This window comes from Streptomyces sp. Y2F8-2, from assembly GCF_014905555.1.
Taxonomy (GTDB): domain Bacteria; phylum Actinomycetota; class Actinomycetes; order Streptomycetales; family Streptomycetaceae; genus Streptomyces; species Streptomyces cynarae.
The window spans coordinates 370,940-383,502 of the sequence record NZ_BNGS01000003.1 but is presented as its reverse complement, the minus strand read 5'-3'; the positions used below and the strand labels follow the sequence as shown (position 1 = coordinate 383,502).

The following is a 12,563-nucleotide window of genomic DNA, read 5'->3' as shown; positions in this document are numbered from 1 at the left end:
CATCACCCGTTATTGCTGATCGTCGCGGTCGGCGCGAAAGGCACGTTACGGCGTGAAACCGCTCTTCGTCCACGCCCGTACAACGTGCAACCAACCCGTGACGCGGCGAGGTGTGACAGAAAACGCATCCACGGCGCTGTAGAGAGTGACGGGCCGCCGCGCGGCCCGTACCGCGCGACGGCCGGGGCCTCTCCTGTGGGGGGTGGCGGCCCCGGCCGTTGCTTCGCGGCGTCGGCCCGCCGCCCGGGCAACGCGCGCACGGCCACCCGGGAGCCGGGGTGGGGGCGCCTGACTACTTGTTCTTCCCGCGGGCCTTGTCGGCCTTTTCGGCCTGTTCCCCAGGCTCGGGAGTGCTGGAAGCCGCAGGACCCCTGCTCGCCTTCCCTGCCTTGCCGGATTCACCCGACTTGCCCGGTTTTCCGGCGTCCTGTGCCAACTGCTCGGCGCAGTAGGCGGCGACATGCTGCTCACCGCCGGCGGCCTCGACGAGCCGCTGCCATGCCGTCGAGCCGATGGCGTTGCCACGGTTCCTCAGCTGCTCGTAGGCGCGGCAGTGGGCTTCGGTGTCCTGGGCGGTGTCCGGCCGGTCGGGGGAGACGGAGGTGTCCGGCCCATGGGACGTCGCCGAATCCGGCGCCCCGCTCCACCGGTCCGAAGCGCCCGGCGACGGCTGCCGCCGCCCGTGACCGCCCCCGTCCCCGCCGTCGAAGGAGCCGCCCGGGCCGATCGCCGCGAACGCGACTCCGCCCAGGGTCAGTCCCGCGAGAAACAGGCAGACCGTGGCCTTCACCGACGACCGCACACGCCGGTGCCCGAGCGGCCGCCAGTCGTCGCGGCGCCGGGTCCGCGCCTGGGGCGCGCCGGCGTCCCGGACGGCTCGGAACGCGGCCACCGCCCTTTGTTCGGCCTCGGCGTCAAGGGCGCCGACGCGCAGCGCGGCGGCGAGCAGAGCCTCCAGCGCTGCGCTCCCGGCCGCGTCCGCGGAGGCGGACGCGGTACCGCGGGGCTGCACGCGCCGACGGCCGAAGACCCGGCCGTCGCTGCCCCGTTCACCCATGTCCGCACCCATCTCTGCCCGGCGGCCGGCCCGGTCGTCGTGTCCGCCGGCGCCGCCGCTCACTTCGACTCACCCAGCGTCCCGGGGCCGTCATCCGTCACACCCCCCGTCTCCCGCGCCTTCCACGCGCAGCCTGCGGGCCAGACGCTTCAACCCCCGATGAGCCGCGGTGCGCACCGCACCGGGCCGCTTGCCGAGGACGCGGGCGGCGGCGGGGCCGTCCAGGCCGACGACCACACGCAACAGCACAGCCTCGGCCTGGTCGCGCGGCAGCCCGCGGACGAGGTCCAGGGCGTGCTCGGTGGAGATGGACTCCAGCGCCTGGTCATGGGTGTTGTGGGCACCCGGCAGTTCGAGGGCCTCCTGTTCCAGCCCCGACGATCTGGGCCGTATGCGCCGGCGGCGCAGGTGGTCGAGCGCGCGGTGCCGGGCGATGGTCGCCGTCCAGCCGCGGAAGCCCGCCCCGTCGCCCTTGAACCGGCCCAGGTCCCGGGCGATCTCCAGCCAGGCGTCGGACGCCACGTCCTCCGCCTCGTCCGCGACGAGACCACGCAGATACCCGACCAGCCCCGGCTGCACGATCCGGTACGCCACCGCGAAGGCGGCTTCATCCCCCTGCTGAGCCCGCGCGACCGCAGCGCCCAGCTCCGCGTCGTACGGGTGTACGCGGCGCGGTTCCCCTCCCTGACCCAAGACTGTCCTCGCCCCATGCCGAGTTCGCGGCGGGTTTGTGTGTAACACCCACGATCATCAGCGTCAGGGCTCACAGAAGTGTCACAGTCCGTCAGACGGCAGCCGACCGCCCGGTCCGCCCGAGCGGCGCCGGCCGGCGCGCACGACATTTTCCCGTCCCCGCGTCCATGCCGTGCCGAACGCCGAACTCCCGTACACGCCCGGCGTGAACTCCCGTACACGCCCGACGCGCCCTTTGTCCCGTTTGCCCGTGCGGTGGCGTCGACGGTTCCACCTCCTGTACAACCGGGCGACTTCCGATCGTGAAGGAGTGCGCGCGTGAGACCCCGTTCCGCCGTTGCCGCGCTGGCGGTTCCCGCTGTGTCCCTGCTCTCGTTGTCCCTGGCCGGGTGCGCCGGGAGCGGCGAAACCGGAGCCCCGGCGGAGTCACCCGCCGCGGACGTCGGCGCCAGGCCGAAGGCGGCACCCGCCGCACCACGGACACCCGAGGAGTTCCTCGCCCGGGCGGGGGAAGCGATGTCCGGGCAGAAGGGCTGGACGTTCGCCGTGAAGGGGAACGAGGGCCTGGCGTCGCAGGGACAGCAGAGCACCGCCACGTACACGGCCACGCTACGGCGCACGCAGAGCCCCGTGGCGCTGCACTCCACGGGAGCGACGTACGTCAAGGGCGTCGCCAAGCCGGAAGAGGTCTACGTCGTCGACGGGACAGGGTACGTCAGGAAGGGCGCGGCCGGGGCACGGTGGAAGAGCGGCCCGCTGTCGGATCCGAAGATCGCGAACCTGGTGGAGGACCCGGTCGCCGCGCTCACGGCGTTCGGGAACTACGCCCGGGAGGAGTCGGGCGACGGCGTCTCGGTCGTGAAGTCGGGCAGTGCGGTCGAACTGCGGGCCGAGGTGTCGTCGGTGAAACTCCCCGCCGTACGGGACCGGGGCGTCGTGAAGCAGGCGGTACGCGAACTCACGCCGACCCTTGAGCAGGTGCGCGCGGCCGGCGTCAGGGCGCCCGAGAGTCAGATCCTGGTGGAGCGCGTCGAGGAGGTGCTCTCCCTCGACTCCGCCACGTATCGCATCAGGTCCCACCGTTTCCGGTGCACCTTCCTCATCCCCTACGGCGGACAGACGATGCGTTACGGCCAGGACGTGACCGAGCGCACGGAAGGCGGGTTCACGGGGACCATCACCCTCCCGACGGGCCTCGGGTGAAACCCCGGCCGGCCGTGGCGGCCACGGCGGACCCTCAAGCCGTTCCGCTCGTCGCGTCCCGGCACAGCAGCCGCAGCGAGCCGTCGCCGTGGTAGCAGCGGCGGGCCTCGTCGATGGGGTCCCAAAGGCGGCCGTCGGGTGTGCGCACCCAGTGGTCGCCGCCGGACGACCACCACTCCCCGCCGGTCAGCCGGACCACCACCTCGCCCGCGTACGCCCCGAAGCCGCGCAGCGCGGTCTCCACGGCGGCGTACGGCGCGCCCTGACGGCCCATCTCCTCGATCATCCGGTCCACACGCCACAGGCTCTGCGCCGAGTAGTCGAGCCGCAGCCGGGCGCCCTCGCGCATGGCCGTGACGGCGTCGGCGGCCCAACGGACGGGCTTCGTGGCGGCGTGGGGCCTGGTCACCTCAGTTGCGTTCACACCCGGAAGAGCGCGCTCCACCGCCGTCGCGTCACGCCGTTCGGAGGGGGTCCCCGACACCGGCGCAGGACCGCCCCACCGCGCCACAGGACGGTCACAGGATCCTTGCAGCGGAAGGGGTTTATGAGGCTGTGCGCCTCTGGGGCTACGAGCGGCCCCGTGCGCGCCGGGACACCACGGCCCGCAGTACCCGGCGCCCCTCGGTCGACACGTCGAGGGCCCGGCGCAGCCCGCCCGCACCGTGGTCCGTGACCAGTTCCAGGACGGTGATCTGGCGCCGCAGTTCGGCGGCGACGAGCGGCGGCATGCGGTCCGTACGGCCCTCGCGGCGGGCCGCGACCGGGGCGTCGTCGTCGGCGGGGTCCAGCAAGCGGTGGATCTGCAGCGCGGCCACCGAGCAGGCGTCGGCCCACCGTCGCAGGGCGTCGGCGGACGGCTCGGCGGGGACCGCCTCGAGCATGCGGCGGGCGAGCCGTGCGGCCTCGGTCTCGGAGGCGCAATCGTCCGCCGCGGAGTCCTGCCCGGCCGCCAGCTCCGAGCGCGCCTTGGTGAGTCGCTGCTCCCAGTCGTGCCCCTCGACGAGGCTCGCCCACAGCGGCCGCAGCACCTCGTCGTCGCCTCCCAGGAGCGGCACACACCGGTCCAAACAAGCCAGTCCGCTCGCCGCGAGTGCCCGCTCGTCGGCCTGCGCGATCAGGTCCACCAGGCTCATCAAGCCTCCTCGAAACGCCTCGTCGGGGCGCCTCATCCGTACGGAGCCCGCATCTTCCCTTACTGCGTGCGACGGACCGGGAGTGTCACAGTCACACCAGGGGGAGCTGTCGAGGCGTTCGAGGAGGATATTTTCGGCCATCGAGCCTGCCCGAAGGGGCGTTTCAGCCCAGTCGGCCCGCCAGCGCCTTGAACTGCGTCCAGGACAGCGACGGGGTCCGCGAGTCCCACAGCTTCTGCGCCGTCGCCCGCAGCGGCATCCGGATCCCGGTCGCCACCTGGTCCTGCGTCTGGGCGGTCGGGCGGTCGCTCCAGACGGCGAAGACGCCTCCGAGGATCTGCCCGTCGTAGCGCGCGGGCACCGCCGTCGTGCCCCGCAGCACGCGCGGGGTCCACTGTTCGTAGATGCGCTGCCCGGTGGGGTAGACGAAGGTCTGCGGCTGGCCGAGCACGTAGTAGAGGTACTCGTCGTTGTAGTTGATCACCTTGCGGCCCGCGCCCAGGTAGTCGGTCGGCTGCCGGGCGCCCAGCTCCTTGCCGGTCCAGTACGCGGCCTGAAGGTCCCCGGCCGGCTGCACGGAACTCCCCCGGTAGAAGCCGTCGTTCCAGGCCCGCATGGTCCTGCCGTGCCCGCGCATCACGTTCGCGCGGTCGTTCAGCCAGCCGGTCGCGAGGTCGGCGACGCCCGCCTTCGGCCCGAACCGGGCCCGCGCGGCGGCGGCGAGCTGCGGGTAGGAGGCCGCCGGGTTGCGCGCCATCAGCGCCAGGTACTCGTCGCCGCCGAGATGCCAGTACGCGCCGGGGAACACGCCCGAGAACTCGTTCAGCAGATCGTCGACGATCTTCGCCGCCGCGGGCTTGGAGATGTCGACCGCCCCGCGCGTGGCGACGCCGGAGGCGTTGCGCAGCTGGATGTCGGGGTGGGCGGCGATGACGGCGCCCAGGTGGCCGGGCGAGTCGATCTCGGGCACCACGGTGATGTGCCGGCTCGCCGCGAGATCGACGATCCTCTTCACCTCGGCCTTGCTGAGGTGCTGCTTGGAGACGATCTCCGGGTGCGAGGAGGACTCGATGCGGAAGCCCTGGTCGTCGGAGAAGTGCAGACCCAGTTCGTTGTACTTCAGGTCGCCCAGCTCACGTATGCGGTCCTCGATCCAACCGGCCGTGTAGTACTTGCGGGCGATGTCGAGCATGAACCCGCGCCGTGGCTTGGCGGGCGCGTCGTTCACGACGCCCTCGGGCGCGGTGCCGCCGCCGTGCACTTCCTGCTTGAGGGTGCGGGTGCCGTAGAAGACGCCGGCCTCGCCGGGCCCGGTGATCTTCACCCGCCCGTTCGTGACGGTCAGCGTGTACGACTCCTGGTTGCCGCTGCCGGCCAGGCCCAGCTCCACGTCACCGGCGCCGGCGCCGGTCTGCCCGCCGTACGCCATGCCCAGCTCCCCGGCGAGCAGCCGCCCCTCGTCGGCGAGCTGAGCGTTGTCGACCACCACCCGGTGCCCGGAGGCGGGCCGCCAGCCCGGGCCCCGCGCCGCGGTGAACCGGCTGACGGCGGGGATGGTGCGGGGCGGCTGCGACAGGGGGTAGGAGCGGGCGGAGCCCGTGGACGCCGCCGACGTGCCCACGGAGGCCCCGGCCCCGTTCGGCGAGCCGCCACCGGAGGGCCACAGCGTCACGGCCGCCGCCACACCGCCCGCCACCACGATCCCGGTGGTCGCCAGCAGCAACCTGGTGCGCCGTACGTGCGTCTTCCCCTCAGGGACCCGCCTGCGGCCGGTCACCAGGTCACATCCGTTCCGACCCCGGGGCACGGCCGCACCGTGTTCCTCTGCATGCATATGCGTTTTGGTATTCGCCCGACCTTGGACCGCACGCGACTCACCTCCACACTCTGCCCCCCTGTCGTTTCTCTCCGAAGCTACGACCCCCGTCCGGCCGACGTGTCCACGAGAGGCCCCGAAACTCTCCCATCCGGGTGAAATCCGGGCAGCGACTGGACGCCGACCCGACCGCCGTCGCTAACGTGGCGGCGCATTTCTCACACGATCCCCTGCCGACCCGCACGTGACGCGCACGAGCCGTCACGCCAGCCGCCGAGGACCCACGCTGCCCGCGCATCGTCTCCCGCACCTCCCCGGCCACACCGCCCTCCCGGCGCAACACCGCACCGAGGCCGCCACGGGCCTGGAGCGGTTCAACCACGCGCCCGCCGACGGCGTCCGGCGCGCCCTGCTCGCCTGCTGCCGCAGCCTGCGCTGGGCCCACCGGGTGGCCGAGCACCGCCCGTACCCGGACCTCGACTCCCTGCTCGCCGCGGCCGACGAGGCGACGTACGACCTCAGCCCCGCGGACCTCGCCGAGGCTCTGGCCGGGGAATCCCTCGCCCCGCTCCCCGACGGCACGTACTCCGCCGCCCACACCGCGCTGAGCGCGGCACACGCGGCATACGAGAGCAAATTCGGACACGTGTTCATCATCTGTCTGGACGAGGTGGCGCCGGACGAACTGCTGGACCAGCTCCTCGCGGCCATCCGATCACGATTGGCCAACGATCCCGAGGAGGAGCGGGTCCTGGCGACGGAGGAACTGCGCCGCTTGGCGAGGGGGAGGCTGACGCGCCTGGTTCGGGACTTCTCCGAGCGCACTGCGGTGGAACGCGCCGTTTAGCGGTGGAACGCGCCGTTTAGGGGCGCGGGGCTGTGACACGTGCGGCTCCGCCGCATGGTCGCAAGCATCCGCAAACCACCCGTACCCGGCAGAAAAACAACAGCTCTCACCCCGGTGGCCGTCCGGCCGATGAGCCATCCGTGCTCGTTTGAGTGCCTGATTGATCACACCGGCAGGCCCCCCGTAAGCGCCGCAGGCAACCGTCGCTACCATGCTGGGGGCCGGTGGACCGTACCCGGCCGGGCCCGACCGACACAGAAAGCCGGCGCGGCCCTAGTCCCCGCTCCCGGAGGGTTCTTCCGTGCCGGCTGGAACGCTGTACCGCGGCCGGGAAGGAATGTGGTCCTGGGTGGCTCACCGAGTCACCGGCGTCCTCATCTTCTTCTTCCTGTTCGTACACGTGCTGGACACCGCACTCGTCCGTGTCTCCCCCGAGGCCTACGACAAGGTCGTGGCCACGTACAAGACACCGATCGTCGCGATTCTGGAGTACGGCCTCGTCGCCGCCATCCTCTTCCACGCGCTCAACGGCCTCCGCGTCATCGCGGTCGACTTCTGGTCGAAGGGCCCGCGCTACCAGAAGCAGATGCTCTGGACCGTCGTCGGCGTCTGGGTCGTGCTGATGCTCGGGGCCATCTACCCCGTCCTCGGCCACGCCGCTCGTGAACTCTTCGGGAGCTGACGCGCATGTCCACCACTGAAACCACCACCTCCGGCATCGGCCCCGTCGAGGGTGCCCCGCTGTACGACGTCGACAACCCGGCGCCGGTCATCGAGCCGCCCCGCAAGCGGACGAAGAAGACCCCGAAGTCGACCCGCGGCAACTTCGAGATGTACGGCTGGCTGTTCATGCGCCTGTCCGGCATCGTGCTGGTCGTCCTGGTCATCGGCCACCTGCTGATCCAGCTCGTGCTGGACGGCGGTGTCTCCAAGATCGGCTTCGCCTTCGTGGCCGGCCGCTGGGCCTCCCCGTGGTGGCAGGTCTGGGACCTGACCATGCTGTGGCTCGCGATGCTGCACGGCGCCAACGGCCTGCGCACGGTCATCAACGACTACGCCGAGCGGACGAACACGCGGCTGTGGCTGAAGGGCCTGCTGTACACCGCCACGGTGTTCACCATCCTGCTGGGCACGCTGGTGATCTTCACCTTCGACCCGAACATCCGCTAGGCACGGGGCTGCGAGAATCATGAAGATCCACAAGTACGACACCGTCATCGTCGGCGCCGGTGGCGCCGGTATGCGCGCCGCCATCGAGTCGACGAAGCGCAGCCGCACCGCCGTGCTGACCAAGCTCTACCCCACCCGCTCCCACACGGGCGCCGCGCAGGGCGGTATGGCCGCCGCGCTCGCGAACGTGGAGGAGGACAACTGGGAGTGGCACACCTTCGACACGGTCAAGGGCGGTGACTACCTGGTCGACCAGGACGCCGCCGAGATCCTGGCGAAGGAGGCCATCGACTCGGTCCTCGACCTGGAGAAGATGGGCCTGCCGTTCAACCGCACCCCGAACGGCACGATCGACCAGCGGCGCTTCGGCGGTCACTCCCGCAACCACGGTGAGGCCCCGGTCCGCCGCTCCTGCTACGCGGCCGACCGCACCGGCCACATGATCCTCCAGACGCTGTACCAGAACTGCGTGAAGGAGGGCGTGGAGTTCTTCAACGAGTTCTACGTCCTGGACCAGCTGATCACCGAGGTCGACGGCGTCAAGCGTTCGGCCGGCGTCGTGGCGTACGAGCTGGCGACCGGTGAGATCCACATCTTCCAGGCGAAGGCCGTGATCTACGCCTCCGGCGGCTGTGGCAAGTTCTTCAAGGTGACGTCGAACGCGCACACGCTGACCGGTGACGGCCAGGCGGCGGTGTACCGGCGGGGCATCCCGCTGGAGGACATGGAGTTCTTCCAGTTCCACCCGACCGGCATCTGGCGCATGGGCATCCTCCTGACCGAGGGTGCGCGCGGTGAGGGCGGCATCCTCCGCAACAAGGACGGCGAGCGCTTCATGGAGAAGTACGCGCCGGTCATGAAGGACCTCGCCTCCCGTGACGTCGTCTCCCGCTCGATCTACACGGAGATCCGCGAGGGCCGCGGTTGCGGTCCCGAGGGCGACCACGTCTACCTGGACCTCACCCACCTGCCGCCGGAGCAGCTGGACGCCAAGCTGCCCGACATCACCGAGTTCGCGCGTACGTACCTCGGCATCGAGCCCTACACGGACCCGATCCCGATCCAGCCGACCGCGCACTACGCGATGGGCGGCATCCCGACGAACGTCCAGGGCGAGGTCCTCGCGGACAACACCACGGTCGTCCCGGGCCTGTACGCCGCCGGCGAGGTCGCCTGCGTGTCCGTGCACGGCGCCAACCGCCTCGGCACGAACTCGCTGCTGGACATCAACGTGTTCGGCCGCCGTGCGGGCATCGCCGCCGCCGAGTACTCCCAGACGGCCGACTTCGTCGAGCTGCCGGAGAACCCGGAGGAGCTCGTCGTCGCGCAGATCGAGCGGCTGCGCAACTCCACGGGCAACGAGCGCGTGGCGGAGCTGCGCCGTGAGCTGCAGGAGACCATGGACGCGAACGTCATGGTGTTCCGCACCGAGCAGACGATCAAGACGGCGGTCGAGAAGATCGCCGAGCTCAAGGAGCGCTACAAGAACGTGGCGATCCAGGACAAGGGCAAGCGGTTCAACACGGACCTGCTGGAGGCCGTCGAGCTGGGCAACCTGCTCGACCTCGCCGAGGTCATGGCGGTCTCCGCGCTGGCCCGCAAGGAGTCCCGCGGCGGTCACTACCGCGAGGACTACCCGAACCGTGACGACGTCAACTTCATGCGCCACACCATGGCGTACCGCGAGGTGGGCGACGACGGCACCGAGTCCATCCGTCTCGACTACAAGCCGGTCGTCCAGACCCGCTACCAGCCGATGGAGCGTAAGTACTGATGGCTACCCCTGTTCTGGACAAGGCCGAGGCGGGCGCTTCGGGCTCGGCGGCGTCCCCCTACATCACGGTCACCTTCCGCGTCCGCCGCTACAACCCGGAGGTCTCCTCCGAGGCGACCTGGCAGGACTTCCAGCTGGAGATCGACCCCAAGGAGCGCGTCCTCGACGGTCTGCACAAGATCAAGTGGGACCTGGACGGGTCGCTGACCTTCCGCCGGTCCTGCGCGCACGGCATCTGCGGCTCGGACGCCATGCGGATCAACGGCAAGAACCGCCTCGCGTGCAAGACGCTGATCAAGGACATCAACCCCGAGAAGCCGATCACGATCGAGCCCATAAAGGGCCTGACGGTCCTGAAGGACCTGGTCGTGGACATGGAGCCGTTCTTCCAGGCGTACCGGGACGTGATGCCGTTCCTGATCACCAAGGAGACGAACGAGCCGACGCGCGAGCGTCTGCAGTCGGCCGAGGACCGCGAGCGCTTCGACGACACCACGAAGTGCATCCTGTGCGCGGCCTGCACGACCTCCTGCCCGGTGTTCTGGAACGACGGCCAGTACTTCGGCCCGGCGGCCATCGTCAACGCGCACCGCTTCATCTTCGACTCGCGTGACGAGGCCGGCGAGCAGCGGCTGGAGATCCTGAACGACAAGGACGGCGTGTGGCGCTGCCGCACGACGTTCAACTGCACGGACGCGTGCCCGCGCGGCATCGAGGTCACGAAGGCGATCCAGGAGGTGAAGCGGGCGCTGATCACCCGCCGCCTCTGACGTTCGTCGCGCATGACGCCCAAGGGCCCCGTTCCGCTCGGAACGGGGCCCTCCGGCGTGTGGGGACGCGATCGAGTGAACGTGATCGCCAGGGACGTGCGGGTACGTTCCGGCCTACGATGATGCTCTCGACACCAGCCCACGGGAGGCACCTGATGTCCGCAGCAGCCGTCGAGCGGCCACACGAGGAACGGCCGCTGATCGCCGAAGCGAATCTCATCATGGAGAGTCTTCCGGGTCGCCGCGTCGAGATCATCGGAGGACAGCTTCTCTTGAGTCCGGCACCAGACGGCCCGCACTCCGAGGCCCTCATGCTCTTCGCGGCACCGTTCCTGCAGTTGGGCTTGGTGCGAGCGCTACCGAACATCGGCCTCTGGCTGCCGACCGGGGCGGAGGACTACGTGATCCCCGACCTGTCAGTGGTCGACGACGACTATCGCGATCACCTGGTCGAGAACAGCTGCTACGACCCGACTTGCTTCCGCCTCGTCATGGAAGTCACGTCCAGCAACTGGAAGACCGATCTGCGTACCAAGGTCGCCTACTACGCCGAGGCGAAGATCCCGGTCTACGTCATCATCGACCGCCAGCACCAACGCCTCCACGTCCTCACCGATCCGGTCCGAGGCAACTACGCCACGCACCACATTCACATCGCCGGCGAGCTGGTCACACTCCCCGACTCCGTCGGAGGAAAGGTCACCCTGGACGTCACCAGGCTCCTCATGGCCGGGCAGCGGTAACACCGGTAAGGCCCCGCCCCCTCAGCCCCGCAGTACCCGCCCCTGCTTGTCCGTGCGGTCGTTGCTCGTCAGGAACAGGATGCCGTCGATCAGCGCCCAGATGCCGAGGCCGCCGCAGGTGAGCAGCTGGGCGATGCCCACGCCGACCGAGCCGACGTAGAAGCGGCCGATGCCGAGGCCGCCCAGGAAGATCTGCAGGATGCCCGCGACGATCTTGGACTTGTCGGAGTACGGGCGGCCCTGCGGGTCGACGCCGTAGGGAGCCTCGGGGGTGGGGACGGTCATGGGACTGCTCCTGGAAGTGCCGTAGCGGATCACGGAGAACCGGAATGGTTAGCTCCGGAATGGGGTCAGGAGGGATCCCGCCGCGAAGATGGAATGAGAGATCCGACCGGGATCCGGCCGGAGATCTTCTGTCGTCGTCCCCCTGCGAGCTGGGAGCTTAGGTAAAGAGAGCGCAAGGGCGGGAGAGGGTGTGAATGATTGTTCCTGTTCCGTGATCAAATCCGGACAGGCAGCGGTCACATCAAGCCGACGTCGCTCAACTCCCGCCCGCTAGAAGCTAGAAGGCGTTCCGGATCACCGTCCACGCCACCGCCAGCCCCAGGACCAACACCTGCGCCCGCGTGCTCAGTTGTGGCTGCCAGCGACGGCCGCGCAGCCCTTCGACCGCCCAACGGCCCAGCAGAGCGAGGGCGTACGGCGAGGCGAGCAGCAGCGCCCTGTTGTCCAGCCACGCCTCGGTGAAGTGACCGTGCATCAGGTCGTACACCATGCGGGTGCCTCCGCAGGCGGGGCAGAACAGGCCCGTCAGGAGCCGGAACGGGCACTGGGGCAGCACGTGCCCGGGTTCGTGCGGATCGGTGACGTACAGATAGCCGGCCCCGGCCGCCCCGGCGGCGAGTACCGCCAGGGGCGCCGCCGCCGGATGCCGCAGTACGGCCTGGGGGGACACGGGTTCCTCAGCCGCGCAGGACGCGGCCCTGGGAGTCGGTCTGGTTGCTGCCCGTCAGCAGGATGATGCCGTCGATCAGCGCCCAGATGCCGAGGCCGCCGCAGGTGAACAGCTGGGCCAGGCCCAGCCCGACGTTGCCGATGTAGAAGCGCCCGACACCGAAGGAGCCGAGGACGAACTGCAGCACACCGGCGACGACCTTCGACTTGTCCGAGTACGGGCGGCCGTAGGGGTCGTAGCCGTACGGGGCGTTGGGGTCGCCGGTGTACATCCCGGGCGGCACGGCGCCGGGCGCATACCCGTACTGCGGATACCCGTACCCCGGCGGGGGGCCCGGGGGCTGGTTCGGGTACCCGTAACCGTAGGGACCGGGCTGCTGCGGCTGTTCGCTCAAGGACT

Annotated in this window: 15 protein-coding genes; 7 read left to right on the top strand and 8 right to left on the bottom strand. The window is 70.2% G+C overall.

The window, feature by feature from the left end:
• Window positions 1-292: 292 nt before the first annotated feature.
• Both SY2F82_RS11765 and SY2F82_RS11760 read right to left on the bottom strand, forming a co-directional pair.
• Window positions 293-1,057, bottom strand: coding sequence for a hypothetical protein (locus SY2F82_RS11765; protein WP_200418944.1), 765 nt, complete (start codon window positions 1,055-1,057; stop codon window positions 293-295).
• Window positions 1,058-1,147: 90 nt separating this feature from the next.
• Window positions 1,148-1,750, bottom strand: coding sequence for an RNA polymerase sigma factor (locus SY2F82_RS11760; RefSeq protein ID WP_200418943.1), 603 nt, complete (start codon window positions 1,748-1,750; stop codon window positions 1,148-1,150).
• Between the two features lie 318 nt (window positions 1,751-2,068).
• On the opposite strand from SY2F82_RS11760, the gene SY2F82_RS11755 reads away from it, so the two are divergent.
• Complete coding sequence (locus tag SY2F82_RS11755; protein WP_200418942.1) at window positions 2,069-2,953, top strand: hypothetical protein; 885 nt, start codon at window positions 2,069-2,071, stop codon at window positions 2,951-2,953.
• A gap of 34 nt (window positions 2,954-2,987) precedes the next feature.
• Here SY2F82_RS11755 and SY2F82_RS11750 read toward each other — a convergent pair whose 3' ends face one another.
• The 3 genes from SY2F82_RS11750 to SY2F82_RS11740 form a co-directional block, all read right to left on the bottom strand.
• Window positions 2,988-3,302 (bottom strand): hypothetical protein, encoded by a 315-nt coding sequence (locus SY2F82_RS11750; protein WP_236041422.1) that lies wholly within the window; start codon window positions 3,300-3,302, stop codon window positions 2,988-2,990.
• A 220-nt stretch (window positions 3,303-3,522) separates the two neighbouring features.
• Window positions 3,523-4,089, bottom strand: coding sequence for a hypothetical protein (locus SY2F82_RS11745; RefSeq protein WP_200418940.1), 567 nt, complete (start codon window positions 4,087-4,089; stop codon window positions 3,523-3,525).
• A 163-nt stretch (window positions 4,090-4,252) separates the two neighbouring features.
• Complete coding sequence (locus SY2F82_RS11740) at window positions 4,253-5,812, bottom strand: glycoside hydrolase family 20 protein (RefSeq protein WP_374707158.1); 1,560 nt, start codon at window positions 5,810-5,812, stop codon at window positions 4,253-4,255.
• A 337-nt stretch (window positions 5,813-6,149) separates the two neighbouring features.
• Here SY2F82_RS11740 and SY2F82_RS11735 point away from each other — a divergent pair, with 337 nt between their 5' ends.
• From SY2F82_RS11735 to SY2F82_RS11710, 6 genes are all read left to right on the top strand, one after another.
• Window positions 6,150-6,752, top strand: coding sequence for a 2-oxo-4-hydroxy-4-carboxy-5-ureidoimidazoline decarboxylase (locus SY2F82_RS11735; protein WP_200418938.1), 603 nt, complete (start codon window positions 6,150-6,152; stop codon window positions 6,750-6,752).
• 301 nt (window positions 6,753-7,053) lie between these two features.
• Window positions 7,054-7,434 carry a succinate dehydrogenase, cytochrome b556 subunit gene (sdhC, locus tag SY2F82_RS11730; protein WP_103837432.1) on the top strand — a complete coding sequence of 127 codons (381 nt, stop codon included), beginning with the start codon at window positions 7,054-7,056 and terminating at the stop codon, window positions 7,432-7,434.
• Between the two features lie 5 nt (window positions 7,435-7,439).
• Window positions 7,440-7,922: a succinate dehydrogenase hydrophobic membrane anchor subunit gene (locus SY2F82_RS11725; RefSeq protein ID WP_200418937.1), complete on the top strand. Its 483-nt coding sequence runs from the start codon at window positions 7,440-7,442 to the stop codon at window positions 7,920-7,922.
• A 19-nt stretch (window positions 7,923-7,941) separates the two neighbouring features.
• Window positions 7,942-9,696, top strand: a complete 1,755-nt coding sequence (gene sdhA, locus SY2F82_RS11720) for a succinate dehydrogenase flavoprotein subunit (protein WP_200418936.1) — start codon at window positions 7,942-7,944, stop codon at window positions 9,694-9,696.
• Complete coding sequence (locus SY2F82_RS11715) at window positions 9,696-10,466, top strand: succinate dehydrogenase iron-sulfur subunit (protein WP_200418935.1); 771 nt, start codon at window positions 9,696-9,698, stop codon at window positions 10,464-10,466. The genes sdhA and SY2F82_RS11715 overlap by 1 nt, the downstream gene beginning before the upstream one ends.
• 155 nt (window positions 10,467-10,621) lie before the next feature.
• A complete protein-coding gene (locus SY2F82_RS11710; protein ID WP_200418934.1) occupies window positions 10,622-11,209 on the top strand; it encodes a Uma2 family endonuclease in 588 nt (195 codons plus the stop codon).
• A gap of 21 nt (window positions 11,210-11,230) precedes the next feature.
• On the opposite strand, the gene SY2F82_RS11705 is transcribed toward SY2F82_RS11710, so the two are convergent.
• From SY2F82_RS11705 to SY2F82_RS11695, 3 genes are all read right to left on the bottom strand, one after another.
• The gene (locus SY2F82_RS11705; RefSeq protein WP_200418933.1) at window positions 11,231-11,494 is read right to left on the bottom strand and encodes a TM2 domain-containing protein; all 264 of its coding nucleotides are present in this window, start codon (window positions 11,492-11,494) and stop codon (window positions 11,231-11,233) included.
• Between the two features lie 277 nt (window positions 11,495-11,771).
• The gene (locus tag SY2F82_RS11700; RefSeq protein WP_200418932.1) at window positions 11,772-12,164 is read right to left on the bottom strand and encodes a DUF2752 domain-containing protein; all 393 of its coding nucleotides are present in this window, start codon (window positions 12,162-12,164) and stop codon (window positions 11,772-11,774) included.
• A 7-nt stretch (window positions 12,165-12,171) separates the two neighbouring features.
• Window positions 12,172-12,558, bottom strand: coding sequence for a TM2 domain-containing protein (locus SY2F82_RS11695; RefSeq protein ID WP_200418931.1), 387 nt, complete (start codon window positions 12,556-12,558; stop codon window positions 12,172-12,174).
• Window positions 12,559-12,563 lie beyond the last annotated feature (5 nt).